The organism is Tabrizicola sp. T46, assembly GCF_057219895.1.
The window spans coordinates 739081-764961 of the sequence record NZ_JBXVVV010000002.1 but is presented as its reverse complement, the minus strand read 5'-3'; the positions used below and the strand labels follow the sequence as shown (position 1 = coordinate 764961).

27 protein-coding genes and 1 tRNA gene are annotated in these 25881 nt (G+C 66.1%); 5 read left to right on the top strand and 23 right to left on the bottom strand.

The annotated features are described in order from the left end of the window. Positions 1-27: 27 nt before the first annotated feature. From AC2D9V_RS11430 to coxB, 10 genes are all read right to left on the bottom strand, one after another. A complete protein-coding gene (locus AC2D9V_RS11430; protein ID WP_484714192.1) occupies positions 28-828 on the bottom strand; it encodes an MBL fold metallo-hydrolase in 801 nt (266 codons plus the stop codon). Positions 829-967: 139 nt separating this feature from the next. Further along, a complete protein-coding gene (locus AC2D9V_RS11425; RefSeq protein WP_484714191.1) occupies positions 968-1552 on the bottom strand; it encodes a GNAT family N-acetyltransferase in 585 nt (194 codons plus the stop codon). Further along, positions 1552-2823: a M16 family metallopeptidase gene (locus tag AC2D9V_RS11420; protein WP_484714190.1), complete on the bottom strand. Its 1272-nt coding sequence runs from the start codon at positions 2821-2823 to the stop codon at positions 1552-1554. The genes AC2D9V_RS11425 and AC2D9V_RS11420 overlap by 1 nt, the downstream gene beginning before the upstream one ends. After that, positions 2820-4205 carry a threonine synthase gene (thrC, locus tag AC2D9V_RS11415; protein WP_484714189.1) on the bottom strand — a complete coding sequence of 462 codons (1386 nt, stop codon included), beginning with the start codon at positions 4203-4205 and terminating at the stop codon, positions 2820-2822. Before thrC ends, AC2D9V_RS11420 begins: the two co-directional genes overlap by 4 nt. Positions 4206-4215: 10 nt before the next feature. Further along, entirely contained in the window at positions 4216-4887 is a 672-nt protein-coding gene (locus tag AC2D9V_RS11410) for an SURF1 family protein (protein ID WP_484714188.1), read from the bottom strand. A gap of 67 nt (positions 4888-4954) precedes the next feature. Next, positions 4955-5764, bottom strand: coding sequence for a cytochrome c oxidase subunit 3 (locus tag AC2D9V_RS11405; RefSeq protein ID WP_484714187.1), 810 nt, complete (start codon positions 5762-5764; stop codon positions 4955-4957). A gap of 30 nt (positions 5765-5794) precedes the next feature. After that, the gene (locus AC2D9V_RS11400) at positions 5795-6391 is read right to left on the bottom strand and encodes a cytochrome c oxidase assembly protein (protein WP_484714186.1); all 597 of its coding nucleotides are present in this window, start codon (positions 6389-6391) and stop codon (positions 5795-5797) included. Then, complete coding sequence (locus AC2D9V_RS11395; protein ID WP_484714185.1) at positions 6388-6579, bottom strand: hypothetical protein; 192 nt, start codon at positions 6577-6579, stop codon at positions 6388-6390. The genes AC2D9V_RS11400 and AC2D9V_RS11395 overlap by 4 nt, the downstream gene beginning before the upstream one ends. Next, positions 6579-7523 (bottom strand): heme o synthase, encoded by a 945-nt coding sequence (gene cyoE / locus AC2D9V_RS11390; RefSeq protein ID WP_484714184.1) that lies wholly within the window; start codon positions 7521-7523, stop codon positions 6579-6581. The genes AC2D9V_RS11395 and cyoE overlap by 1 nt, the downstream gene beginning before the upstream one ends. Before the next feature lie 70 nt (positions 7524-7593). Then, positions 7594-8505, bottom strand: coding sequence for a cytochrome c oxidase subunit II (coxB, locus tag AC2D9V_RS11385; protein WP_484714183.1), 912 nt, complete (start codon positions 8503-8505; stop codon positions 7594-7596). A gap of 263 nt (positions 8506-8768) precedes the next feature. Between coxB and tldD the strand changes: the two genes are divergently transcribed. Continuing rightward, positions 8769-10190 carry a metalloprotease TldD gene (gene tldD, locus AC2D9V_RS11380; RefSeq protein WP_484714182.1) on the top strand — a complete coding sequence of 474 codons (1422 nt, stop codon included), beginning with the start codon at positions 8769-8771 and terminating at the stop codon, positions 10188-10190. An 11-nt stretch (positions 10191-10201) separates the two neighbouring features. Here tldD and AC2D9V_RS11375 read toward each other — a convergent pair whose 3' ends face one another. Continuing rightward, positions 10202-11194 carry an MDR family oxidoreductase gene (locus AC2D9V_RS11375; protein WP_484714181.1) on the bottom strand — a complete coding sequence of 331 codons (993 nt, stop codon included), beginning with the start codon at positions 11192-11194 and terminating at the stop codon, positions 10202-10204. A gap of 135 nt (positions 11195-11329) precedes the next feature. Then, positions 11330-11406: transfer RNA gene (locus AC2D9V_RS11370), tRNA-His, on the bottom strand. A gap of 126 nt (positions 11407-11532) precedes the next feature. Here AC2D9V_RS11370 and AC2D9V_RS11365 point away from each other — a divergent pair. Beyond that, positions 11533-11742 carry a DUF6324 family protein gene (locus tag AC2D9V_RS11365; protein WP_484714489.1) on the top strand — a complete coding sequence of 70 codons (210 nt, stop codon included), beginning with the start codon at positions 11533-11535 and terminating at the stop codon, positions 11740-11742. Positions 11743-11746: 4 nt separating this feature from the next. Here the strand turns inward: AC2D9V_RS11365 and AC2D9V_RS11360 are convergent, their stop codons facing one another. The 6 genes from AC2D9V_RS11360 to AC2D9V_RS11335 form a co-directional block, all read right to left on the bottom strand. Further along, positions 11747-12196: an MmcB family DNA repair protein gene (locus AC2D9V_RS11360; RefSeq protein WP_484714488.1), complete on the bottom strand. Its 450-nt coding sequence runs from the start codon at positions 12194-12196 to the stop codon at positions 11747-11749. A 325-nt stretch (positions 12197-12521) separates the two neighbouring features. After that, the gene (locus tag AC2D9V_RS11355; RefSeq protein WP_484714180.1) at positions 12522-12836 is read right to left on the bottom strand and encodes a hypothetical protein; all 315 of its coding nucleotides are present in this window, start codon (positions 12834-12836) and stop codon (positions 12522-12524) included. 57 nt (positions 12837-12893) lie between these two features. After that, entirely contained in the window at positions 12894-13616 is a 723-nt protein-coding gene (locus AC2D9V_RS11350) for a proteasome-type protease (protein ID WP_484714179.1), read from the bottom strand. A gap of 27 nt (positions 13617-13643) precedes the next feature. Next, positions 13644-14450 (bottom strand): transglutaminase family protein, encoded by an 807-nt coding sequence (locus AC2D9V_RS11345; RefSeq protein WP_484714178.1) that lies wholly within the window; start codon positions 14448-14450, stop codon positions 13644-13646. Continuing rightward, positions 14450-15400 (bottom strand): alpha-E domain-containing protein, encoded by a 951-nt coding sequence (locus AC2D9V_RS11340; protein WP_484714177.1) that lies wholly within the window; start codon positions 15398-15400, stop codon positions 14450-14452. Before AC2D9V_RS11340 ends, AC2D9V_RS11345 begins: the two co-directional genes overlap by 1 nt. Positions 15401-15470: 70 nt before the next feature. Further along, complete coding sequence (locus tag AC2D9V_RS11335) at positions 15471-16862, bottom strand: circularly permuted type 2 ATP-grasp protein (RefSeq protein WP_484714487.1); 1392 nt, start codon at positions 16860-16862, stop codon at positions 15471-15473. Positions 16863-17078: 216 nt separating this feature from the next. On the opposite strand from AC2D9V_RS11335, the gene AC2D9V_RS11330 reads away from it, so the two are divergent. The 3 genes from AC2D9V_RS11330 to AC2D9V_RS11320 all read left to right on the top strand — a co-directional run bounded on the left by AC2D9V_RS11330 (position 17079) and on the right by AC2D9V_RS11320 (position 21654). Continuing rightward, positions 17079-18089, top strand: a complete 1011-nt coding sequence (locus AC2D9V_RS11330; RefSeq protein WP_484714176.1) for a ligase-associated DNA damage response exonuclease — start codon at positions 17079-17081, stop codon at positions 18087-18089. Beyond that, positions 18086-19678, top strand: coding sequence for an ATP-dependent DNA ligase (locus tag AC2D9V_RS11325; RefSeq protein WP_484714175.1), 1593 nt, complete (start codon positions 18086-18088; stop codon positions 19676-19678). The genes AC2D9V_RS11330 and AC2D9V_RS11325 overlap by 4 nt, the downstream gene beginning before the upstream one ends. Before the next feature lie 149 nt (positions 19679-19827). Next, on the top strand, positions 19828-21654 hold the full coding sequence (locus tag AC2D9V_RS11320) for a M3 family oligoendopeptidase (RefSeq protein WP_484714174.1): 1827 nt from the start codon (positions 19828-19830) through the stop codon (positions 21652-21654). A 7-nt stretch (positions 21655-21661) separates the two neighbouring features. Here the strand turns inward: AC2D9V_RS11320 and AC2D9V_RS11315 are convergent, their stop codons facing one another. The 5 genes from AC2D9V_RS11315 to AC2D9V_RS11295 all read right to left on the bottom strand — a co-directional run bounded on the left by AC2D9V_RS11315 (position 21662) and on the right by AC2D9V_RS11295 (position 25875). Further along, the gene (locus AC2D9V_RS11315; protein WP_484714173.1) at positions 21662-22510 is read right to left on the bottom strand and encodes a cobalamin B12-binding domain-containing protein; all 849 of its coding nucleotides are present in this window, start codon (positions 22508-22510) and stop codon (positions 21662-21664) included. A gap of 201 nt (positions 22511-22711) precedes the next feature. Beyond that, positions 22712-23695: a Gfo/Idh/MocA family protein gene (locus AC2D9V_RS11310; protein ID WP_484714172.1), complete on the bottom strand. Its 984-nt coding sequence runs from the start codon at positions 23693-23695 to the stop codon at positions 22712-22714. A gap of 52 nt (positions 23696-23747) precedes the next feature. After that, positions 23748-24365, bottom strand: a complete 618-nt coding sequence (locus AC2D9V_RS11305; protein WP_484714171.1) for a class I SAM-dependent methyltransferase — start codon at positions 24363-24365, stop codon at positions 23748-23750. A gap of 64 nt (positions 24366-24429) precedes the next feature. Beyond that, positions 24430-25179, bottom strand: a complete 750-nt coding sequence (pssA, locus tag AC2D9V_RS11300; protein WP_484714170.1) for a CDP-diacylglycerol--serine O-phosphatidyltransferase — start codon at positions 25177-25179, stop codon at positions 24430-24432. 3 nt (positions 25180-25182) lie between these two features. After that, entirely contained in the window at positions 25183-25875 is a 693-nt protein-coding gene (locus AC2D9V_RS11295) for a phosphatidylserine decarboxylase (RefSeq protein WP_484714169.1), read from the bottom strand. Between the last annotated feature and the right edge of the window lie 6 nt (positions 25876-25881).

Genomic DNA, 25881 nt, shown 5'->3' with positions numbered 1-25881 from the left:
GTAGCGCCCCCGCACCCGGCGCGCCAGTCAGTCGAGGAAAGCCGGCTCCAGCACCAGCACGGTCGGGGTCCCGGGCAGGTCGTCCAGAGACATGGAGATCTGCGCGCCCCCCGTCTCGACCACCGAGAACTCGGCCGACATCTCGGTCAGAAAGGCCTGGAGCGACGCCTCGGAAAACCAGTGCATCGGGATGACGACCGACGAGCGCAGGCGTTTCACCACGCCCGCCATGTCTGCCGTACGCAAGGTGAAGCCGCCGTCAACCGGCACCATCAGCACGTCCACCCGGCCGATCGCCGCATATTGGGCGTCCGAGGGGATTTGGTGCAGGTGGCCGAGGTGGCCGATGCAAAGGCCGGCCGCCTCGAAGATGAAGATCGAGTTGCCGTTCGCCCGGGCACCCTCACCGAAGGGGCCGCGCGTGTCGGTGGTGACGTTGCGGACCAGCATCGACCCGAGGTCGAGCCGGTGGTCGGCGGGCGTCGCGCCCTCACCCCAGCCTTTCAGGACATGGGGGATGCGGGGATCGGGATTCGCCGTCCAGTGGGTGGAATGGGCGTTGTTCATCGTGACCACGTCAGGAACGACGTCCTGCGTGCCGATGTAGCCGGTGTAGTCGGTCACCGCGACGGTGCCGTCCGGGGTGACGATGGCGAAGCTTGCATGGTCGATGTAGCGGATGAGGACCGAGTCCGGTTCCAGCCCCTCTTCCAGCGCCACGGGGACCACCTGCGGCCTGTCCGACGCAAGGGCGATGCAATGTGAGGGAATCCGGTCTTGCGCGAAGGCCGGCATGGCAACGACAGAAAGGGCAATGGCAAGGCGCATCGGGTCACCTCCTGGTTGCCGGAAGGGTAACGCGGATTTCCCCGACGTCAGCCGTTGCACGGATCACGGATGCGCGAGCGCGACCCGTCGCGGCCTTTGCACCTGGCGATCCCGCCCGACAAAGGGGAACTTGACGGGGTCAGCCCACGTCGGTCTTGCCGCGCCGGTCGCCGCGCAGGTTGGCGTATAGAACGTGGTTCCGCCAGCGCCCGTTGATCTGAAGGTAGCTTTGCGCAACACCTTCATACTTGAAGCCGCATTTCTCCAGGACCCCGCGCGAGGCGGCGTTTTCGGGCAGGCAGGCGGCCTCCATCCGGGAGAGGTCCATGCGGGTGAAGGCGTGGTGGGTGAGGGAAAGGATCGCCTCGCGCATGTAGCCCTGCCGGGCGAAGGGCTGGCCGATCCAGTAGCCCAGCGTGCCCGCCTGTGCCGGACCCCGGCGGATGTTGTCGAGCGTGAGCGCGCCGAGGAGTTGCTGATCCTCACGCCGGATCAGCAGCATCGGCAGCGCGGTACCCTGAGCTTCGGCCCGCTGCGCCCAGTAGACGCGGTTGGTGAAAGATCGACGTGTCAGGTGGTCATTGGCCCAGACCGGCTCCCACTTGGCGAGGAATTCGGCAGAGGCCTCGCGGAGTTCGGACCACTGGCGCCAGTCGGCATGTTCGGGCAGCCGCAGCGTCAGCCGCTCGGTCTCCACCCGTACCCGGCGTTTCAGCCCGAGCATCAGTGTCCGAGCCCGTGACGGATCTCCTCGATCCCCGGCGCTGCGGCCACGGGCCCGTAGATCGCCAGTGCGGCGCGGGCCTGGGTCAACCCGTGGGCATAGGCGCGCAAGCCAGCGGTATCGACGGCGTCGATCTTGGCCACGGCCTCGGACACGGCGGGAATCCGGCCCCAGATTGATAGGAGGCGCGCATTCCGCTCAGCCCGCGACGAGGGGCTTTCCAGCCCCATCAGAAGACCGGCCCGGAGCTGCGCGCGCGCCCGGGCCACCTCGGCCTCGGTCATGTCATCGGCGGCGCGCTTCAACTCGGTCAGCGTCAGCGCCGTCAGTTCGCCGATCTCTTCCGCCGAGGTGCCGGCATAGATCGTCACATGACCGGTGTCCTCATAGGCAGAGGACTGGGCGTAGATCGAATAGCAGAGCCCCCGATCCTCGCGGATCTTCTGGAAAAGGCGGCTGGACATGCCGCCGCCCATCGCGGTGGCATAGACCTGGGCGGTATAGACCGCATCGTCGCGGTAGCCGGGTCCTTCGAAGGAAAGGGTGAAGTGGACCTGTTCCAGATCCTTCACCTCGCGGCGTTCGCCGCCGACAAAATGGGCGGCCTCGGCGGCGGGCCGGCCACGCGGCTTCAGCCCGCCGAAGATCCGCTCGGCTGCAGCGACGATGGCGTCATGGTCAACGCCACCCGCCGCCGACAGGATCATCTGGTCCGGGCCGTAATGCGTTCCGGTGAAATCCTCGAAATCTGCCTTGCGGAACGCGGCGACCCGTTCCTCAGGCCCGAGGATCGTGCGGCCGAAGGACTGGTTCGGGTAGCTCACCTCATGCAGCCAGTCGAAGATGATGTCGTCGGGCGTATCCAGCGCCTGACCGATTTCCTGCAGGATCACATGCCGTTCGGTCTCGATATCCGCCTTGCGGAACACAGGGTTCAGCACGATGTCAGCGATCACGTCCAGCGCCATGACCACATCCTGGCTGAGGACGCGGGCATAGTAGGCGGTCATCTCGCGGCTGGTGTAGGCGTTGATGTAGCCGCCGACATCCTCGATCTCTTCGGCGATCCGCAGGGCGGACCGGCGCCGGGTGCCCTTGAAAGCCATATGTTCAAGGAAATGCGCGATGCCGTTCTGTGCCGGCGTCTCGTGCCGCCCCCCGGCCTCGACCCACAGGCCGACGCTGGCCGATTGCAGGCCGGGCATGTTCTCGGTCACGATGCGAAAGCCGTTCGGCAGGGTGTGAAGCCGTTCGGTCCCAGCCCCGTTCATTGCACGATCCTTTCGCGGACCAGGGCCTGCAAGGCGGCAAGATCGTTCGGCACGCGGGTCATGCGCTCGGGCCGGTCGAAGAGGTCTGCCATATGGGGCGGCAGGCCCGGACGGATGCCGGTCGCGCGTTCCACCGCATCGGGGAACTTCGCTGGATGCGCGGTGGCGACGGTGACCATCGGGGCACCTCCGACATGCTCTTCAGCCACTTTCACGCCGACGGCGGAATGCGGACACAGAAGCTCACCGGTCGTCTTCCAATGGCGCGCGATGACGGCCAGCGTCTCATCCTCATCACAGCGGCCCGAGGCGAAGGTCGCCCGAAGGCTTTCGATGGCCCCCTGGCTGATGCGGAAGCCGCCGGTCTTCATCTCGGCCATCAGCTGCGCAATGGCAGCGCCGTCGCGGCCATAGGCATCGAAGAGCGCGCGTTCGAAGTTCGACGAGACCTGGATGTCCATCGACGGGCTGATCGAAGGGCGAACCCCGTTCGTCCGATAGTCGCCCGACCGCAGCGCGCGGTCGAGGATGTCGTTCTGGTTCGTCGCAATGACCAGCTTGTCGATCGGCAGGCCCATGCGCTTGGCGATGTAGCCCGCGAAAATGTCTCCGAAGTTGCCGGTCGGCACGGTGAAGCTGACGGCACGGTGCGGCGCGCCAAGGGCGGTTGCAGCGTAGAAGTAGTAAACCACCTGCGCCAGCACACGGGCCCAGTTGATGCTGTTCACCCCCGCCAGCCGGACGCCATCGCGGAAGGCGAAGTCATTGAACATGTCCTTCACGCGGGCCTGCGCGTCGTCGAAGTCACCGTCGATGGCCAGGGCGTGGCAGTTCGCTTCCGACGGCGTCGTCATCTGGCGGCGCTGCACGTCCGACACGCGGCCATGCGGGAAAAGGATGAACACATCCACGTTGGCAAGGCCCCGGAACGCCTCCATCGCGGCTGAGCCGGTATCGCCCGAGGTGGCGCCGACGATCGTGATCCGCTCACCGGTGCGGGCAAGGGCAGCCTGCATCATCTGCCCGATGAGCTGCATGGCGAAGTCCTTGAATGCCAGCGTCGGGCCGTGGAAGAGCTCCAGGAGGAAATGGTTGGCGCCAAGCTGCACCATGGGGGCGCGGGCGGCGTGGTGAAAGCCCTCGTAGGCCTTGGCGATCAGGCCCCGGAATTCGTCATCCCCGAAGAAGCCGCCCAGATAGGGGCGCATTACCCGGAAGGCGACCTCTTCGTACGGCGCACCGGCCAGTGCGGCGATCTCGGCATGGGACAGGGCCGGTACGGTTTCCGGTACATAAAGCCCGCCGTCGCGCGCAAGCCCGGTCATCATCGCTTCGCCGAAGCCCAGAATGGGCGCGGAGCCGCGGGTCGAGATGTAGTTCATCATGTCGCCTTCAGACTGTCCGGCTTCTGATACGCCAGAGAAGAAAGACTGTCATCCCCGCCCATGCCACGGCGAGCGAAAACCACGTGACGGCGTACTGCCAGTGGTCGTTGCGAAACCCGGCGGTGGTGACCGGGCGGGCCACGATCCCATCGCCGGTGTCGCTCGCCGCGATGATGAGCACGGGTTCGGTCTTCAGAAGGGCCGCGATACCGGCCACGTCGCGGCCGTACCAGATCGCCCTTGTGGCGTCGTACCCGGGGGTGGATGAGGTCACATCGTCGGGCCAGTTGAGGTTGCCGGTGACCGGAACCGCGCGCGGGGGGCGGGGGGTGGTCTTTTCGATCTCCGGCACGAAGCCGCGGTCGATCAGGATCCGGCGGCCCTCGGCCGTTTCATATGCGGCGATGACCAGAAAGCCGGGCCCCGCCTCGCGGGTCGAGGTGAGGACATGCGCTTCCTCACCGGTGAAGCTGCCCGTGACGGTAACCGCGCGGTAGCGGTCCGTGGCAGCATCAGGCGCCGGCGGCAGCGGGATCGGTTCGGCCGCAATCATCGCCTCGGCCCCCGCGATGATGCCTTCCTTCCACTCCAGCCGCTGAAGTTGCCACACGCCCAGACCCACCAGGGTGCCGGTGCCGGCGATCCCCAGGATCAGCGCAAGGATCAACTGACGAAGCATCCATCCCCCGCAAAATGCCAGCGCAGGCCCGAAGGCCCGCGCTGGTTTACTTGAAACGGCGTCGGGCCTAGCCGCGACCCCAGACGTAGATCACGGCGAAGAGGAACAGCCAGACCACGTCGACGAAGTGCCAGTACCAGGCGGCGGCCTCGAAACCCACGTGTTTTTCCGGGCTGAAGTGACCCTTGTAGACGCGGATCAGGCAGACGGTCAGGAAGATCGTCCCCACGATGACGTGGAAGCCATGGAAGCCGGTCGCCATGAAGAAGCTCGCGCCGTAGATGTTCCCGGCAAAGCCGAAGGCGGCGTGGCTGTATTCATAGGCCTGCATGAACGTGAACACGACGCCCAGGGCGATGGCCAAGATGAGGCCGTTCTTGAGGTCCTTGCGGTTGTTCTCATGCACGAGGGCGTGGTGCGCCCAGGTGGCGGCGCAGCCGGAGAGAAGCAGGATAAGCGTGTTGATCAGCGGCAGATGCCAGGGGTCGAAGGTCTCGATCCCGGCGGGCGGCCAGGGGCCGTCGACGGCGGGCGACAGGCCGTCGGGGTGCATCGGATACATGCGATGCTTGAAGAAGGTCCAGAACCAGGCCACGAAGAACATGACCTCGGACATGATGAAGAGGATGAAGCCGTATTTCAGGCCCAGCCGGACGACAGGCGTGTGGTCGCCCGCATGGCTTTCCTGCACCACCTCGGCCCACCAGGCGAACATCACGTAAAGGACACCGGCAAGGCCGATCAGCCCCAGCCAGGGGCCCGACCCGTGCATCCAGAGAACCGAGCCGAAGAGCATCACGAAAGCGGCGACGGCGGCCAAGAGCGGCCAGATCGACGGCGGAAGGACGTGGTAGTCGTGGTTCTTTGCGTGGGCCATGGCTGGCGGTTCCCTCGTGTTCTTTATCGGTCAGTTCAATGCGGCGTCGTTGCGCGCATCGGATGGGGCCAGTGCCGCCTGCTCTTCGGGCAGGGGCGTTTCGTGGAAAGTGTAGCTGAGGACGATCTCTTGCACAAACGTCCCGTCCGGATCGTCGACGATGGCAGGGTCGACGAAGAAGCTTACCGGCATCTGCACCGTCTCACCCGGTTGCAGGACCTGCTCCTGGAAGCAGAAGCACTCGATCTTCGTGAAGTAACCGCCAGCGGCATAGGGATAGACGTTGAAGCTCGCTGTTCCGGCAACGGGACGGTTCGTCGGATTATGCGCCTCGTAGAAGGCCAGCCCGGTCTCGCCGATCCGGATGGTCATCGAGTGTTCGACAGGCCGGAATTCCCATGGCATCCCCTGTTCCAGCGATGCGTCGAAGCGGACCTTCATCGTGCGGTCGAGGACGGTGTCGGCCCCCTGGTCAGCGACGGCGGTCGTCCCGCCAAAGCCGGTGACCCGGCAGAACCAGTCGTAGAAGGGCGGAATGATCACTACCGTAGTGAAAACCAGCGTCACCACCAGCGACAGAAGCTTCACAAGCGTCCGGTTCGGACCGGTAAGTCGCGGAAAGATCATGCTCCCTCTCCCTTCGGCACGGCCTCGGGCTGGACCACATGGTCATAGCCCTGCATCGGATCACCGCGCTGGATCTTCACCACGGTCAGCGCGAAGACGAGAACCACAAAGCCAACCAGCGTCAGTCCGAGGCCGACGTTGCGGCCGAACCTGCGCCTGTGCAGTTCATGGTCGGGACGGAAGCTCATCACCAGCCCCCCAGTCCATAGGGCTTCAGTGCGGCCTCGACCAGAAAGGCCGCGAAATGCAGGAAAAGGTAGAGAAGCGAGAAGCGGAAGAAGGCTTTCTCGACGGCATACTTGTCAGCCTCGGCCATCGCTTCGTCCCGCCGCCAGATGCGCACGGCACCGACCATGAACCAGCCATTGAGCACTAGGGCGACCGCGAGCGTCAGCGGCCCGCCGATTGATGTAAGCGCCGCCCCCAGTGCCACCGGCACCAAGAGGGCCGTGTAGACCAGGATATGCACTCGCGTGGCCTTGCGCCCGTGGGTCACCGTCAGCATCGGCACGCCTGCTGTGTGGTAGTCTTCCTTCATGAAGAGCGCCAGCGCCCAGAAATGCGGAGGCGTCCACATAAAGATCAGCGCGAACATCAGCACTGCCTCAAGGCTGACCGATCCGGTCGCCGCCACCCATCCGATCATGGGCGGGAAAGCCCCGGCGGCACCGCCGATCACGATGTTCTGGGGCGTAAGGCGCTTCAGCCAGATCGAATAGACGACCGCGTAGAAGAAGATCGTGAAGGCCAGAAGCGCGGCCGCCATCAGGTTCGTGGCCAGCGCCAGCATCACCACGCTGATCCCGGACAGCGCCAGCCCGATCGCCAGCGCCTCGCCCGCTTCAACCCGCCCCGAGGGCACCGGGCGCCGCGCGGTCCGTTTCATCACTGCGTCGATGTCGGCGTCCCACCACATGTTCAGCGCACCCGAGGCCCCGGCCCCAAGCGCGATGAACAGGATCGCGGCAAAGCCTTCCACCGGATGCAACCCGACCGGCGCAACGAGCAGCCCGACCAGCGCGGTGAACACGACAAGCGACATGACCCGCGGCTTCAGAAGCAGCACATAGTCGCCAAAGCCGGCCTCACGCGGGGCGTCTTCAGTCCTCTGGTAGGCGCTGATGTCACTCATGTCCGTTCCAGTCCGCCAGAAAGGCCCGGCTTCCGGGCCCCGGTCAGGTGTCTTCGCTCAGTCACGGCCTTCAGTCGTTGGACGCCACCTGAACCGCAGCCGACAGGTCAGCCTGCGAAAGCTGATACTCGCCCTGCTTGGCCCCCTCCAGCCATTCGGCGTAGGCGGCCTCCGAGACGACCTTGACCGTGATCGGCATGTAAGCGTGCATCTGCCCGCAAAGTTCCGAACACTGGCCGAAGTAGATGCCTTCCTTGTCGGCCTCGAACCAGAGCGCGGCAAGCCGGCCCGGAACACCGTCCTGCATGACGCCGAAGGCAGGCACCTTCCACGAGTGGATCACGTCTGCCGCCGTCACCTGGACGACGATGGTTTTGCCCACCGGCACCACGACCGCGGTATCCGTGGCAAGCAGGAACTGGTCCTTTGTGTAGCCCGCCTCAACCAGCTGGGCCTCGACCTCGGGCGTCAGCATGTTGTTTCCACCGGAGGAGGGCGAGCCGATCATGTAGCTGTCGAAGGCCACACCCTCGTCGACGTATTCGTAGTTCCAGTACCACTGATATCCCGTGGCCTTGATCGTCACGTCACCGACCGGAATGGTCTGCTCATAGCGCAGGATCGGCAGCGAGAAGGCACCGATCACCACCAGAATGACAACCGGGATCAGGGTCCATGCCACTTCAAGCGGCGAGTTGTGCGTGAACCGCGCTGGAACCGGGTTGGACTTCCGGTTGTAGCGCACCATTACGTAGATCAGAAGCGCGGTCACGAAGATCACGATCGCCGTGATGATGTACAGGATGAAGCCGTCCAGCCACTGCAGTTCTTCCGCGATGCTGGTCGCTGCAGGCTGGAACCCCATGGCACCCTGAACGGGCTGCCCAATGATCTCAAGGGCTTGCTGGGCCAGGGCTGACCCTGCGGTCAGGCTGGATGCTGCTGCCGCACTGAAACCGGTCATCACAGTCGAAAGGCGCATGTTTCGTTCCCGTTCGTGTCGCGGCCTGTCACCGCCGTTTTTCTCGGGTCCCGCTTTGTCACAGAATCCCGTCGTCGCGTGCCGCGTTAAAACCATATCCGTCCATCCGCGACAAGCGAAACCGTTGCGACATGTCAGCGCCCCCGGGGCATCCCGTCTTTTCGTTACGTGGCTGCGGCCCTGGCCGGAGGCGGAACTCCGTTAACGCCTTGACCCCGGGACGCGGCTTGCCCATGTCTTGGTTTCCAGCCCGCGAGGATCCCATGACCGACGGCCCCTTCCGCCCCTTCGAGACGCATCTGGACGAGGCGGCGGCGCTTGCGACCTTGCGCGCGGCCACTGAAGGCGCCGATGACGGCGAACTCTTCCTGGAACGCCGCCGGGCCGAGAACATCGTTCTGGACGACGGCCGCATCCGGCAGGCCACCTACGACGCAAGTCAGGGCTTCGGCCTTCGCGCCGTGCGGGGCGAGGTCGCGGGTTACGCCCATTCGACCGAGATCACCGAAACCGCGCTGCGCCGCGCCTCCCAGACTGCGCGCCTTGCGGTGGGTGCCGGCGGCGGCACGCTTGCCCCGCGCCCGCGCGGCACGAATACCCGCCTTTACCGTCCCGACGATCCGATGGCCGACGCCGCCTTTCCGGTGAAGATCGATCTCTTGCGCGAGATCGACGCCTATGCTCGCGGGCTGGACCCGCGCGTGGTGCAGGTCTCGGCCACCCTTGGGGCCAGCCTGCAGGAGGTCGAAATCCTGCGCCCCGATGGCCAGCGCCTGTCAGATGTCCGCCCGATGGCCCGGATCAACATCAGCGTGATGGTGGAAGAGGGTGGCCGGCGGGAACAGGGTGGAACCGGCCAGGGTGGGCGGCACGGGCTGGCGCAGCTCATGGCACCCGAGAGCTGGAAACCGATGGTCGCAGAGGCGCTGCGGATCGCGCAGGTGAACCTTGGCGCGGTCGAGGCCCCAGCCGGAGGAATGGACGTGGTCCTCGGCCCCGGCTGGCCCGGTATCCTGTTGCACGAAGCAATTGGCCATGGGCTGGAGGGTGACTTCAACCGCAAGGAAACCTCGGCCTTTGCCGGGCTGATGGGGAAACAGATCGCCTCAAAGGGTGTGACTGTCCTTGATGACGGGACAATCCCCGACCGTCGCGGGTCGATCTCGATCGACGACGAAGGCACGCCGTCCGGCAAGAATGTCCTGATCGAAGACGGGGTGCTGGTGGGCTACATGCATGACCGTCAGAACGCCCGGCTGATGGGCGTCACCCCCACCGGGAACGGGCGGCGCGAAAGCTTTGCCCATATCCCGATGCCGCGTATGACCAACACCTACATGCTGGCGGGTAAGGACGACCCGGCGGGGATCGTCGCAAGCCTAAAGGACGGGATCTACGCCGTGGGCTTCGGCGGCGGGCAGGTCGACATCACGAGCGGCAAGTTCGTCTTCTCCTGCACCGAGGCCTACCGGGTGAAGAACGGTGTGATCGGGGCGGCCGTGAAGGGCGCGACCCTGATCGGCGACGGCGCGACGGCGCTGAAGGGCATCCGCGCCATCGGCAGCGACCTGAAGCTTGACCCCGGGATCGGCAACTGCGGCAAGGCCGGCCAATGGGTGCCGGTGGGCGTGGGGCAGCCGACCCTTCTCATCAGCGGTCTGACCGTCGGGGGTGCCGCGGCCTGACCCGCGCCGCTTCAGGCGTTCACGTCGATGACGACACGGCCCTGCACCTTGCCCGCAAGGATCTCGGCCCCAAGGCGGGGAAGGTCGGCGAGCGTTGCCGACACTATCATTTGTTCCAGCCGCGCAAGGGGAAGATCGCGAGTCAGCCGGTCCCAGGCCAGCCGGCGGCGGTCGTAGGGCTGCAGCACGGAATCGATGCCCAGAAGGTTCACGCCGCGCAAAAGGAACGGAATGACGGTGGCCGGCAACGCGGACCCTCCGGCAAGGCCCACGGCTGCGACCGAGGCGCCGTATTTCATCTGCCCCAGCACGCGGGCCAGCATGGCCCCGCCCACGGCGTCGACACATCCGGCCCAGGTTTCCGATTCCAGCGGGCGCTTGACTGTCTCGGCCAGTTCGGCGCGCGGCACGATCCGGCTCGCCCCAAGGTCGCGCAGATAGCCTTCCGTCTCGGGCCGCCCCGTGACAGCGGCAACCTCATGACCGATGGCAGCCAGCAGCGCAACAGCGACCGACCCGACGCCGCCCGCCGCCCCCGTGACCAGCACCGGCCCCTGCCCCACCGCAAGCCCATGCGCTTCAAGCGCAAGGATCGCCAGCATCGAGGTCAGTCCCGCCGTACCGATGGCCATGGCCTGCCGCGTTGTCAGCCCGGCGGGCAGCGGCACCAGCCAGTCCCCTTCGACCCGCGCCTTCTGCGCATAACCGCCCCAGCGCACCTCGCCCACCCGCCAGCCGGTCAGGATCACCTTGTCCCCGGGCGCGTAGCGGGGGTCATCCGATGTCTCGACCGTCCCGGCAAAGTCGATCCCCGGCACATGGGGCCAGGTCCGGACAAGCCCGCCACCGGACCCAAGGCAGAGACCGTCCTTGTAATTCACGGTGGAGTACTCGACTGCGACCGTCACGTTCCCGGGTGGCAGCGCTGCCTCATCCAGACTCTGCACAGCAGCCGAAGTCTTGCCTTCGGCATCCTTGTCGACGACCAGCGCCCTGAAAGTCATGTCGTGATTCCCCCCACCTTGCGGACCCGCAGCCTTGGCGGCCCCGCCCGAAAGATCAAGGTCTGCCGGGTCACGCACGACGGCATTCGGCCCTGACCTGATGTCACCGGCACGCTGCGTAGGGGAAATGGGGGATGGTACCGCCTCCCCGGCTCGAACGGGGGACCCCCAGATCCACAATCTGGTGCTCTAACCAACTGAGCTAAGGCGGCACTCGGAGGCGATTTAGCCCCGGCTCCGGCGGATTGCAAGCAGGATCGGCCCCCCGGGTGTGGCGAATGCGGCTTGCGCGGCAGGAACCGACAGGCTACGCCCGAACCACGAAGCCGGAGGCCGCCATGGGCATCGACAAGCAAAGCGACATCGCCGCCAACCTGCAGATCGGGCCGACCGACATTGGCATGGTCCGCATCTACATCGAGGCCGAGGGTGGCATCGAGCTTCCGCTCGACTTCGACCCCGAAGAGGCCGAGGAGATCGCCGAAGAGCTTCGCGCCGCGGCAGAAGCCGCCCGCGCGATGGGCGACGGATCGAAGAAACGGCGCTGAGGCGTCAGACCAGCGCCGTCGGATCGCGCATCAACTGCAGCCGACCCGCCGCCGTCCGGGCAAAAGTCCGCAGCACGACCTTGCGCCGTGCTCCCGACAGCGGTGTTTCCGGGGCCATCCGCACCACTTCGGCATCGAAGGCGTCGGCCAGGATCAGCCCCGTGCCCTCTGGCAAGAGGTCGACCGGGAAATCCGCGTCCACCGCCCAGAAGAAGCGGTCGCACCAGTCAAGATAGCCCTGCCACTTCCGGTCCGCCCGGAAATCGGCCCGGCCCGACTTGCATTCGACCACCCAGACCTCGCCCCGCGGTCCCATCGCCATCACGTCCACCCGCAGACCCGGAGCCGGGACCAGTTCCTCGACACAGACGAAATCAAGCGCCCGAAGGCCCCTGCAGACTCCGCGCTGAAGGCGCTGGCCGGGCAGAAGCCCCGGCGGGATGTCGACCGGCATGTCCATGGCACAATCATGAACCAAAGGTGAACATCTGTCCAGCCCGGGACACCAGTCGCAATTGGAGATCGAAGTTTCGCCGAAAACTCGTGACCCCTCAGGATCCGTGTCACGCTTGCGCCGGACGAGACCAAGGCCTATCTACAAAAGTGGCGGGTGCTGCTCTTCGCGTGCGGGGCCAATTTTCCAGTGGCCGATAAGCAAGCGAACGGGGGCTGGCTCTGCCCGGATCCTGGTCCGGGTATCTGGCGCCCACCTGAGACCTCTGGCTCTCGGGAAAACCCCGGCTCTCACGGTCGCTGCGGGCCCGCCACCCGTTCGGGGCTTAGCGCCGCTTCTGCACCTTCACCGGCACCGTCACACGCACCGGCACCAGCACAGGTTCCCGCACGCCGTGGCCGCCCTTCGGACCTTCGTCATCTTCAGCCATACCCATGATGCGGATCGCGAACTGGACAGCCGAGAACACGATCCCGTTGAAGACGACCATCATCGCCGCTGCAACCCAACCGATGTCCGACCCCAGGATCAGATGCCCGATCCCGGCCACATCCCACCAGATCAGTACTGCGGTAAAGGCGACTGAAACGCCGAAACCGACAGCGATACTGCGGATGTAAAGGCGGACAAGCTCTGGCATCGGATCCTCCCGGTTGCTTCCTTTCAACGTAGGACGCGATTGCGGCAATTCAAAGCCCTAGATCTCGATGCGCGCGAATCCGTCGCGGAGCGCCGTCGACCAGGCCTCGCTCATCGCGCGGAACGCGGGATCACCGGCCTCGATCCGCCGCTTCTGGGTAACGCGCAAGGCATCTTTCTCGATCACCGCAAGGTCCAGCGGCATTCCCACCGACAGGTTCGACCGCAGGGTCGAATCCATCGACAGAAGCACCGCCTTCTGCGCATCCGCGATGCTGGTCGACGGCTTCACCACCCGATCGAGGATCGGCTTGCCATACTTGTGCTCGCCGATCTGCAGGAAGGGGGTATCCTCCGTCGCCTCGATGAAGTTGCCTTCCGGGTAGATCAGGAACAGGCGCATCCCCCCGCCCTTGCGCTGTCCGGCCACGATCATGCTGGCGCTCGCACCTTGCGCGGTCGACAGCTTGTGGTCGATCTCGGCCCGCACCTGCGCCAGCTTCTCCCCCACGATCTCGGCCACCTTCAGCATGGTCGGGGCCAGCATGATCGAACTGTCCGGCGTGGCGTCGGGATCGTCGATTGCGTCATGCAGCTGCGCGATCGTCGTCTGAGTGACTGACAGGCTGCCCGCGGTCATGATGACGATCACGCGTTCGCCCGGGTCCTCGAAGGTGAACATCTTGCGGTAGGTCGAAATGTTGTCGAGCCCCGCATTCGTGCGGGTGTCCGACAGAAGCACCATGCCTTCATTCAGAAGAAGGCCCACGCAATAGGTCATTCGTCCGTCCCCAGTTTCCCCCGGACCCTATTGGCTTGCCTGCTGGACCGCAACGGTCACATCCATCGCCTCGCGCCCGGCCCCGCGCGCGATGCCGCGGATCGGGGCGGCGTCCTGCGCGTCGAACCCTGACCCCAGGCGGATGTAGCGATCGTCCGGGCAGCAGCGGTTCGCCGGGTCGAACCCGACCCAGCCAAGACCCGCGATGAAAAGCTCGGCCCAGGCATGGGCCGCCTCGTGCGGCGTGCCGTCGGCCGCGGCGAAAAGGTAGCCCGAGACATAGCGCCCCGGCATCCCCCGCACCCGCGCGCAGGCGATCAGCGCATGGGCATGGTCCTGGCAGACGCCTTCGCCCAAGGCCAATGCCTCGGCGGCGGTGGTATGGGCATGGGTCACGCCCGGCCGATAGGCGATGGCCTCGGCCACCGCAGCACTCAGGGAATGGGCCAGCGCCAGGTTATCGGCCCCATCGGCCCGCAGGGCCAGCGCGGTCAGGGCCGCATCGGCCCGCGTCGGGTGCGTCGCGCGCAGGTAGGCATCGGGGGCCACGACCTCGCGGTGACCCTTCAGGACCCCGGTCAGGTCCGTGGTCTCGACCGTGCCGGTCACGCGCACGGCCACTTCGCCGACCGGCCCGGCCACCGTCCAGCCCTGAACCATGTCGCCCGCCCCGTCGCGGAAAGCCGCACCCTTCGTCCCGCCGGACACCGTGACCTCCCACGCCAGCACCTTCTGCCCCGCAAAGACCGACGGTTGCAGCCGGTGGCTTTGCACGACCGACCGGGCGGGGCTGTCGTAAAGATAGCGCGTGACGTGATCGACGCTCAGCAGCATCAGCGCATTTCCCCGCTCAGATAGGTGTGGTGGATCGCCTGGGCCAGCGCCGCCGCCTCGCCGATGAAGCGGGTTAGGTATTCGTGCAGCCCTTCGTCGAAGATCGCATCGACCGTCGCCCCTTCCACCTCGGCCCGCAGGAGGCGCGCCTTTTCCTGGGCGATGGTGTCGCGGCCGTAGGCCTTGGACACCCGGTCAAGGTGGTTGACGAGCCCGGCCGAGCAAGTGGCCAGCGACCGGGGCGACTGCGGGTTCAGGATCAGGAAGTCGGCGATCTTGGCCGCCGTCACCTCGCCGCCATAGGCCCAGTGGAACGCCCGCTGCGCCCCCATAGCGCGCAAAAGCGTGGACCACTGGTAGTTATCGAGGCCTGAGCCCACGAAATCCACCCGCGGCAGAAGGACATAATACTTCACGTCCATCAGACGCGCGGTGTTGTCGCCGCGTTCCAGGTAGTAGCCGATGTTCAGGAAGTTGAACCCGTCGTTCCGCAGAAGCGTGGCGTCGATCGCGCCCCGCACCATCGCGGCATGGCGCATCACCCAGTCGGTCAGGCGGGAAAGCTCCAGCTCCGACCGCGGCTGCCGCTCCAGCGCCTTGAGCTCCTGAAACGCCGTGTTCAGCGCGTCCCAGACCTGCGTGGTCAGCGCCGTCCGCACGATCCGGCCGTTCTCGCGCGCCGCGGTGATGCAGCTTGCGACGGAGGAAGGGTTGTCGCGGTCGAAGAAGAGGAAGCTCTCTATGTTCCGCTGCACGGGGTCGCCGTATTTCTTCGCAAACGCATCGGCCATGCCGGTTGCCTGCAACAGGCTGTCCCACTCGCTGCGGTAGCCGTGGGCCGAGGGGATCAGGCTGATCCGGCTGCCCACTTCCAGAAGCCGCGCCACGGTATCCGCCCGCTCCATATAGCGGGCGATCCAGTAAAGGTTGTCGGCGGTCCGGCTCAGCATCTCAAACCCCGTGCCGCGCACGATCTTTCTGCGAAAGACCGCAATTCTTCGCAGAAGAATTGTGCCCCCGTCATTCTGCCAGCACCCACGTATCCTTGACGCCGCCGCCTTGCGACGAATTCACCACCAGCGACCCCTCCTTCAGCGCCACCCGCGTCAGGCCCCCCGGCACGAGTTCGATCGTCTCGCCCACCAGGCAATAGGGCCGCAGGTCCACATGGCGGGGCGCCACACCCTCTTCGACAAAGGTCGGCACCGAAGACAGGGCCAGCGTCGGCTGCGCGATGTAGTTCCCCGGGTCCTCGACGATCTTCGCCCGGAACCGCTCGACCTCGTCCTTGCTCGACTTCGGGCCGACCAGCATCCCGTAGCCACCCGAGCCATGCACCTCCTTCACTACGAGTTCAGGCAGGTTCGCCAGCACATGCCGCAGATCCTCGGCCCGCCCACATTGCCAGGTCGGCACGTTGTTCAGGATCGGCTCTTCGCCCAGATAGAAGCGCACCATCTCGGGCACATAGGTGTAGACCGCCTTGTCGTCGGCCACCCCCGCACCGGGGGCCGAGCAGATCGAGACGCCGCCAGACCGGTAGACGTCCATCAGCCCCGGAATCCCCAGCATGCTGTCGGGGCGGAAGCACAGCGGGTCGAGATAGGCGTCATCGATCCGGCGGTAGATCACATCCACCCGGCGCGGGCCTTCGGTCGTCCGCATCCAGACGAACTCGCCCTCCACGAAAAGGTCCTGCCCCTCGACCAGTTCCACCCCCATCAGGTCGGCAAGGAGCGAGTGCTCGTAATAGGCGGAATTGAAATGCCCCGGCGTCAGGATCACCACTGTCGGCTCACCCTTGCACTTCTTCGGCGCGACCGAGGCAAGCGTGCGGCGCAGCTTTTCCGAATAGCCATCCACCGGCTCGATCCGGTTCTCGCGGAACAGATGCGGGAACATCCGCATCATGATCTCGCGGCTTTCCAGCATGTAGCTGACCCCACTCGGCGTGCGGCAGTTGTCTTCCAGCACGAAGAACTCGTCCGGGCCGGTGCGCACGATGTCGATGCCGACGATGTGGCTGTAGACCCCCTTCGGCGGCACGATGCCGGCCACCGCCTTCTCATAGGCCTCGTTCTGATAAACCAGCCGCGCCGGGATACGGCCCGCACGGATGATCTCGCCCCGCCCGTAGACGTCGACCAGAAAGGCGTTCAGCGCCCGCGCCCGCTGCTTGATCCCCTTTTCCAGCTTCGCCCATTCCGGGGCGGAAAAGACCCGCGGGAACATGTCAAAGGGGATCAGACGGTCGGGATCGCCACCCTCGCCATAGACCGCGAAGGTGATGCCGATCCGGCGGAACAGCGCCTCCGCCTCGGCCTGTTTCAGGCTCCGCAACTCCTGCGGCATGGCAGAGACCCAGTCTTCAAGCCGGAGATAGGGCTGGCGGACCCGGTCGCCCTGGTACATCTCGTTGAATTGCGCCACCGACCACCCCCGGGCTTCCTTGCGGCCACTAGATCAGGCCCGGTGCCATGCGAAAAGACCCCCGCTGCGAAAAAGCGCCCGCCCTGTGACCATCTGCCCAAGATTTCGGCAGCGCCGCACCGGGCCCAGGCAAGCCATCCCCGCCACCCCCGCCCATCCCGGACTTGCGCCGCACTGCCCCTGCGCTACCCTTTCCCCATGGCCCCACCCGTCCTTACATTCACCGACAGCGGCATCTACTGCCCGGCGGGCGACTTCCACATCGACCCCTGGCGGCCTGTGTCCCGCGCGCTTGTCACCCATGGCCACAGCGACCACGCGCGCTGGGGAATGCGCGCCTACCTTTCCACCTCCCAAGCCCTTCCGGTCATCCGCCGCCGCCTCGGCGACATCACCGCCGAGGGCATCGCCTATGGAGAGTCGCGCCGGATCGGCGATGCCACCGTCTCGTTCCATCCCGCCGGCCACGTCCCCGGCTCGGCCCAGATCCGGGTCGAGGTGGAGGGCGAGGTCTGGGTCGTCTCGGGCGACTACAAGACCGAAGCCGACGGCCTGGCCGAGGCCTTCGAGCCCGTCCCCTGCCACGCCTTCATCTCGGAATGCACCTTCGGCCTGCCGATCTTCCGCTGGGAACCGCAGCCCCTGGTCATGGAGCGCATCGCCGCCTGGTGGTCTGCCAACGCCGCCGCCGGCAAGACCTCGATCCTCGGCGCCTACAGCTTCGGCAAGGCGCAGCGCCTTCTTGCCGGACTGCCGGCGCTTGGCCCTATCCTGACCCACGGCGCGGTCGAAGAGATGACGCAGGTCCTGCGGACCCAAGGCTACAGCCTGCCCCCGACCGTCCGCGTCACCCCCGAGGTGACAGGGACGACCCATCCCGGCGCCCTTGCCATTGCCCCGCCCTCTGCCCTCGGCTCCGCCTGGTCCGCCCGCCTCGGCCCGATGGAAGAGGCCTTCGTCTCCGGCTGGATGGCCGTCCGCGGCATCCGCCGCCGCCGTGCGTTGGGAACCGGCTTTGTCCTTTCCGACCACGCCGACTGGCAGGGGCTGAATGACGCTATCCGCGCCACCTGTGCCACGCGCGTCTTCGTCACCCATGGCTACACCGCCCCCTTCCGCCACTGGCTGGAAACGCAAGGCTACGACGCCGGTATCGTCGAGACCCGCTTCGGGGACGAGGCCGAAGCCGAGGGCCCGGTCACCGAATGAAGCACTTCGCCGCCCTCTTCGCAGCCCTTGACGGCACCACGAAGACCGGTGCCAAGACCGCCGCGCTGACCGGATACTTCCTGAACGCTCCCGAACCCGACCGCGTCTGGACCGTCGCCCTCCTGACCGGCCGCCGCCCGAAACGCGCGGTCAACGCGACCGAGCTTCGCCTTTGGGCCGCCGAGGTCGCCGGCATCCCCGACTGGCTTTTCGAGGAAAGCTACACCGTCGTCGGCGACCTTGCCGAAACGATCGCCCTTCTTCTGCCGCCCCCCGCCACCCATGCCGACCTGACGCTCGACACAGCGATCCGCGGCCTTATCCGCCTCACCGGCCAGCCGGTCGACGCACGGAAGGCAGCGGTCCTTGAGGCCTGGTCGCAACTCCCCGCGACCGAGCGCTTTCTCTACAACAAGCTTCTCACCGGCGGCTTCCGCATGGGCGTGGCCCAGGGCCTCCTGACCCGCGCGCTCGCCCAGGCCACGGGGGTCGAGGAGGCAACCCTCGCCCACCGCCTGATGGGCGACTGGGACCCCGCCCGCGTTACCTTTGCCGCCCTTGTCGCGGGCGAAGAGGGCGACAATGCGCGCCCCTACCCCTTTGCCCTCGCCAGCCAGCTTGAGGTCGGCCCCGACCAGCTGGGCGACCCCTCCGACTGGCGCGCCGAATGGAAATGGGACGGCATCCGCGGGCAACTCATCACCCGCCCCGGCGCCTTTGCCCTCTGGAGCCGGGGCGAGGAACTCATCACCGACCGCTTCCCCGACCTTGCACCCCTCGCCGACTTCCTGCCCCCCGGCACTGTAATCGACGGGGAAATCCTGGCCTGGGACGGCCCGCAGAACCGCCCGCTCCCCTTCGCGCAACTGCAAAGGCGGATCGGCCGCAAGACCGTGCCCAGGTCGCTTCTGGCCGAGGCACCTGCAAGGATCATCGCCTACGATCTTCTCGAGGACAGGGGCGAGGATATCCGCAGCCAGCCCTTCGCCCAGCGCCGCGCCCGGCTCGAAACCATTCTCCGACAGCTTGGCCCGACCCTGCCCCTGGCCGCCTCGCCCCTAATCGCATTTCCCTCCTGGGACGCCCTCGCAGAAGTCCGTGCCACCGCACGCGGCGAAGGGGCCGAAGGCGTGATGCTGAAACGCGCGGCCTCGCCCTATTTCGCGGGGCGCAAGCGCGGCGACTGGTGGAAGTGGAAGCTCGACCCCTGGACCGTCGATGCCGTCATGCTTTACGCGCAGGCCGGCCACGGGCGGCGTGCGAACCTTTACACCGACTTCACCTTCGGGGTGCGCGACGGCAACGACATCGTCCCCTTCACCAAGGCCTATTCCGGCCTCACCGACGCCGAGTTCAACGAGATCACCCGATGGGTGCAGCGAAACACGCTGGAACGCTTCGGGCCGGTGCGGAAGGTGCCGGCCGAACTGGTCTTCGAGATCGGCTTCGAGGGGATACAGGCCAGCCCCCGCCACAAGTCAGGCATCGCGCTCCGCTTTCCCCGCATGATCCGCTGGCGCCGCGACAAGGGGGTGGACGAGATCGACACCATCCAGTCCTTGCGTGCCCTTCTGGACGCGGCGCGCTGACCGGGCCGCTTGCCTATGACCTCGTCATCTGTCGCCGAGGCTGCACCGACGAGAAGACGAAGTCGCACGAGGAGGCGACCGCACATGCCTGCCCTTGCGCATTCCGTCCCTGCAGCCCTACATGCCACCAAGCCAACCCGGAGGTTTCCATGACCCTGCCCCTGCCCCAGCCCGTCTTCGACGCCAACTCCACTGGTGGCGGCTTTGGCGACCTGCCCGATTGGGACCTGACCGACCTTTATCCCGCGCCCGACGCCCCGGCCTTCGCCGCCGACATGGAAGAGCTTGAGCGCGCCTGCGCCGCCTTTGCCGCCACCTACGAGGGCAAGCTTGGCCAGCTGGACGCCGCGGGCCTCCTCGCCTGCGTGCAGGAATACGAACGGATCGACACCATCGCCGGACGGCTCATGTCCTACGCGGGCCTGCGCTACTACCAGAACACGATCGACCCCGAACGAGCGCAGTTCATGGGCAATGCCCAGGACCGGGTGACGAACGCGACCACGCCGCTCGTCTTCTTCAGCCTCGAGTTCAACCGGCTCGACGACGATCACCTCGCCCGCCTGCTCGCTGCCAATGCCGGCCTCGCCCGCTACAAGCCCGTCTTCGACCGCATGCGCGCGATGCGCCCGCACCAGCTGTCGGACGAGCTGGAAAAGTTCCTGCACGACGAATCCGTCGTCGGGGCCAGCGCCTGGAACAAGCTCTTCGACGAGACGATGGCGGGCCTCATGTTCACCGTCGAAGGTGAGCCGGAAGAGCTGAACCTCGAGGCCACGCTCAACCTTCTGACCGACCCGCAGCGGTCCCGGCGCGAGGCGGCGGCCCATGCCCTGGCCGAGGTATTCGGGAAGAACATCAAGCTCTTCACCCGCATCCACAACACGCTGGCCAAGGAAAAGGAAATCCACGACCGCTGGCGCAAGATGCCGACGCCGCAGCATGGCCGGCACCTGTCGAACCACGTCGAACCCGAGGTGGTCGAGGCGCTGCGCAACGCCGTCGTCGCCGCCTATCCGAAACTCAGCCACCGCTACTACCGCCTGAAGGCGAAATGGATGGGGCTTGAGAAACTCCAGGTCTGGGACCGCAACGCCCCCCTCCCGACCGAAACTCCGCGCCTCGTCGACTGGGCCGAGGCGCGTTCGACGGTGACCGAGGCCTATGCCGCCTTCGACCCGCGCATGGCCGACCTTGCGAAACCCTTCTTCGAGAAAGGCTGGATCGACGCGGGTGTCAAACCCGGCAAGGCCCCGGGTGCCTTCGCCCATCCGACCGTCACCACCGTCCATCCTTACGTCATGCTGAACTACCTCGGCAAACCGCGCGACGTGATGACGCTGGCGCACGAACTCGGCCACGGTGTCCACCAGGTGCTGGCGGCGGGCCAGGGCGAGCTTCTCGCTTCAACCCCGCTGACCCTCGCCGAAACCGCCTCCGTCTTCGGCGAGATGCTGACCTTCCGCAAGCTTCTGGACCAGGCCAGGACCCCGGCTGAAAAGAAGACCCTCCTCGCCGGCAAGGTCGAGGACATGATCAACACCGTCGTCCGCCAGATCGCCTTCTACGATTTCGAATGCAAGCTCCACGCCGCCCGCGCTAAAGGGGAACTCACCCCCGACGACATCAACGCCCTCTGGATGTCCGTCCAAGCCCAGTCCCTCGGCGACGCGTTCGAGTTCATGGACGGGTATGAAACCTTCTGGTCCTACATCCCCCACTTCGTCCACTCGCCTTTCTACGTCTACGCCTATGCCTTCGGCGACGGCCTCGTGAACGCGCTTTACGCGGCCTATGCCTCGGGCCTTCCGGACTTTCAGGAAAAGTACTTCGCCATGCTGAAGGCCGGCGGGTCGATGCACCACAAGGAGCTTCTCGCCCCCTTCGGCCTTGACGCCAGCGACCCGAAGTTCTGGGACAAGGGCCTGTCCATGATCGCCGGCTTCATTGACGAACTCGAGGCGATGGAGGCCTGAGGCCGCCTCAGGCGCGGTCGCTGCGCAGGCGGTTCAGCGCATCAAGGTGGTGCTCCAGAAGAGTCGCCCCTTCCGCGATGCTGCGCGCCGCAGCATCGGCATCGATAATCCGCGCCACATCCGGATCCTCGGTGATCACCGGCCCACCGACCAGCACCCAGACCTGGGGGCACCGCACGCGCAGCGCAACGATCAGCCGGGCGGCGGCAAAGGTCAGTGAGCTTTGCGCGACGGACAGCACAATCATCGTCGGCTTCTTGCCGGCGATCTCTTCGACCAGCGCCGAGTGGGTCAGGCCGAGATACAGCGCGATGTCCCAGCCCCTGCGCCGAAGCGTATCGGCGGCGATCGTCGCGCCGATCCCATGCATGTCACCCGGCACGCAGGAAATGACCGCCTCGGAACCGGGCGGGGCGTCCAGATGCTCGGCAAGGAACACCGCCCGCAACTCACGCAGGATCGCATAGATCCGCCCCGCGCCCAGGATCACATCGGTCGAGGTGGCCTCGTCCCGGTCCCAGCGCTGCCCCAGCCGCCGCGCCGCCTCGCCGATATAGCCGTGGTAAAGTCCGTCAGCCGGCATCCCGGCCAGCCGGGCCGCCCGCACCATATCGGCGCCGGCCTGGTCGTCATGCGAGACCAGCGCGTCGCACAGCGCCTCCACCTCCGAGGTCGAGGGGCGGGCCGTGGCCGGCAGTGGCGGCGACTCGGTCCGGCTGATCCGCAGAATCACCTCTCGCGCCAGAACCCGCAGGGCCGTCTCGGAAAGCTGCTGACCGCGTCGCTCGATATCGGCCTTAATCTCGCGCACCGGCTGCGGCAAAGGTCCTGAAAAGTAAGCGCGATCATCGTTCATTGGGTCTTCCGGGAAGTCAGCGGGACGATCGGTGTCAGGCAATTCTTACATTCTCTGCAGCGGGTCGGATCACCCGACAAAACGTCGCAGACGGCTTGCCAGCAAGGCAGACGCTAGCACGCTTGCGCAGAGATTGGGCAAAAATTGCACGCAGAGACGAAAAGGGTTTACACCCCGGTCCGCGCCGACCGCGGCCTCGGCCTAGATTTCGACCGCGACCTCGTAGACCCGGTCCATCATCGCCTGCGTCCCGCGGACGAACTCCAGCGGGCAAGGATAGGCCGCGCCGGTACGGACCGTCCGGCCAAAAGCCTCGACCTGCAGCTTGTAGTGGTTCGCGGTCGGAAAGCGGTCGCGGATCACGCGGTTGCCGTCCCGGTGCAGTTCTACCGCCGCCACGTCGTTGACATTCGCGTTGAACGGCCCGCCGTCCAGCCGGATCATCCCCTTCGTCCCCTGGAAGGTCGCCGTCTGCCGGTTGTACATCCGCATCGAGGTCATCGAGCCATAGGTGAAGCGGCCCCGCGGCCCCTCCATCACCGCCACCACCTGGGCAAAGCTGTCGATCCCGTTCTCGCGCCGGATCCGGGCTGAAATGTCCACGGGCTCAGCCCCCGTCACGAAACGGGTGCAGCCGAAGGTATAGACCCCGATGTCGCGCAACGACCCGCCCCCGGTTTCGGGCTTGTTCCGGATGTTGCCGCCATCGGTCAGGTTGAAGCTGAAGGCCACGTCGGCATGGACCAGCTCACCGATCTCGCCCGCTTCGAACCATTCCTTCGCGCGTTGCCACTGCGGGTGGTGCACGATCATGTAGGCCTCGGCCGCCAGAAGCCCGGTCCGGTCGCGGGCAGCGATGATCTGGTCGATCTCGCGCGCCTTCAGGGCAATGGGCTTTTCGGTCAGCACATGCTTGCCCGCGGCCAGCGTCTTCAGCGTCCATTCCACATGCATGTGGTTCGGCAGCGGAATGTAGACCGCATCGATCGACGGGTCCGCCAGCAGTGCCTCGTAGCTGTCGTGCACTGCGATCCCGGGGCAGAAGGCCCGGAACCCCTCGGCCTTGGCCGCATCGCTCGTCGCCAGCGCCGCAAGCTCGGCACCTTCGGCGGCATGGATTGCCGGGGCCATATGCTCGCGCGCAAATCGCGCTGCCCCCAGAACACCCCATCTGACCGGTTCCATGTCGCAGCCCTCCCGTCTTTTCCCGGGGGCTACTAGTCCAGAATTCGCGCCGTCATTCAACCCGCCTGAAGCGCAGGAAGGTCATCAGCCCGAAAGGCCTGACCTGCAGTTGTTCTTCCAGCTTCAACCCGGGATGTCCCAGCACGCGGCTGATCGGGAAGTCCGAATGCCAGCCCAGAAGGTTCGCTAGCGGAGCCGCCAGCCGCTCAAGGCCAGACCATCCCTCGGCCCGCCCGGCGAAATGGTTTGCAATCATCACCGACCCGCCGGGGCGGCACAGGCGCACCATCTCGTCCAGCACCCGCTCCGGCTCGGGGACGACCGACATGATGTGCATCGCAGCGACATGGTCGAAGGCAGCGTCGGGAAGCGCGATCTGCCGCGCGTCCATGCGGTGCAGACCTGCCACGTTCCGCAATCCCTTTCTGTCAGCGCGGACCCGCGCCTCGGCCAGCATTTCCTCGGACAGGTCGATCCCCGTGACCCGGATGCCCGGATCGTAGAACTCCAGCGCCAGACCCGTCCCGATCCCGACCTCCAGCACCGACCCGCCCGTGGCATTCACGTGCCGTGCCGCGAGAAGACGGCCGCCCTGCGTGATTCGCCCGAAGGCCAGATCATAGACCGGGGCCCAGCGCCGGTAAGTCCGTTCGATGGCATCCACTTGCATGCGTATGATTCCCAATGGTTTTCAACCCCAGACTGCAATGTCCGGCGGGAAATGCAAGCCTGGGTCAGGCGCCTTGTCCGGGGCGCAGGCCCCGCAGGAACAGCGCAAGGATCGCCGCCAGATAGCAGGCCGACAGGACCGTCAGCGTCACCCAGGGGTAGGTCAGAAGGGCGGCGACCAGCACCACCGACCCGACCAGCACATAGCGGGCGTATTCCGCCGCAATCGTGATCCGCTTCAGAGACGGCGTACGCACGCGGCTGATCATCAGCGCGCCGATACCCAGCATCCAAAGCGCGATCAGGACCGGCGGCATGACGAAGGCCTCATCCGCGGCAAAGACCAGGTAGATCGGCATCAGCACCAGCATCGCCCCGGCTGGCGAGGGCACGCCGATGAAACTGGTCTTCTCCGCCGCCTCACCCGCCGCGCGGCTCCCCACATTGAAGCGCGCCAGACGCAGCATGCAGCAGACCGCGTAGACCAGTACTGCGATCCATCCCAAGCTCGTCTCGGTTCTCAGGCCCCAGAGATAGAGGACCAGCGCCGGCGTGACCCCGAAGTTCACGAAGTCGCAAAGGCTGTCGAGTTCCGCGCCGATCGCGCTTTCCGATTTCAGCATCCGCGCCAGCCGGCCATCCAGCCCGTCCAGCGCCGCCGCCGTGCCGATCAGCAGCACCGCCATCCCGAAACTGCCCGCGATGGCAAAGCGGATCGCCGTCAGCCCGGCGCACAGCGCAAGGATCGAGACAAGGTTCGGCAAAAGCTTCAGCAGCAGCAACTCGCGCGGGGCGTCGTCCGGCTTCCTGGCCATGGCTCAGACCGTGCGTGCCACGCGCGCCGGGGCTTCCTGCCCGATCAGCGCGATCACCGTCTCGCCCGCCACCGCTGTCTGGCCGACCGCGACCTGTGGCGCGACGCCTTCGGGCAGGTAGACGTCGAGGCGGCTGCCAAAGCGGATCAGGCCGAAGCGCTGCCCCGTGGCAAGGCTGTCGCCCGGCTTGGTCCAGCACATGATCCGCCGCGCAACCAGCCCGGCGATCTGCACCACCGCGATCTTCCGGCCATCCGCCATCTCGATCGCAAGGGCATTCCGCTCGTTCTCCTCGCTCGCCTTGTCCAGCGAGGCGTTCAGGAACTTGCCCGGCCGGTAGACCACCGCCGTGACCTTCCCCGCAATCGGCGCACGGTTCACATGGCAGTTGAAGACCGACATGAAGACGCTCACCCGCACCAGCGGCTCCGGTCCAAGGCCCAGCCCCTCGGGCGGCACCGCGCGCTCGATCAGGCTGACCACGCCATCCGCCGGGCTGACCATCAGCCCCGCATTCTCAGGCACCGCCCGCTTCGGATCGCGGAAGAAGTAGTAACACCAGACGGTCAACCCGACGCCGATCCAGCCCAGGGGATCCCAGATCCAGAAAAGCACAAGGCTAACCGCAGCAAAGACAGGGAGGAACTTCCACCCCTCGGGATGCATCGGCTTCAGGAAGGTATCGATCATCTTCATGTGGCT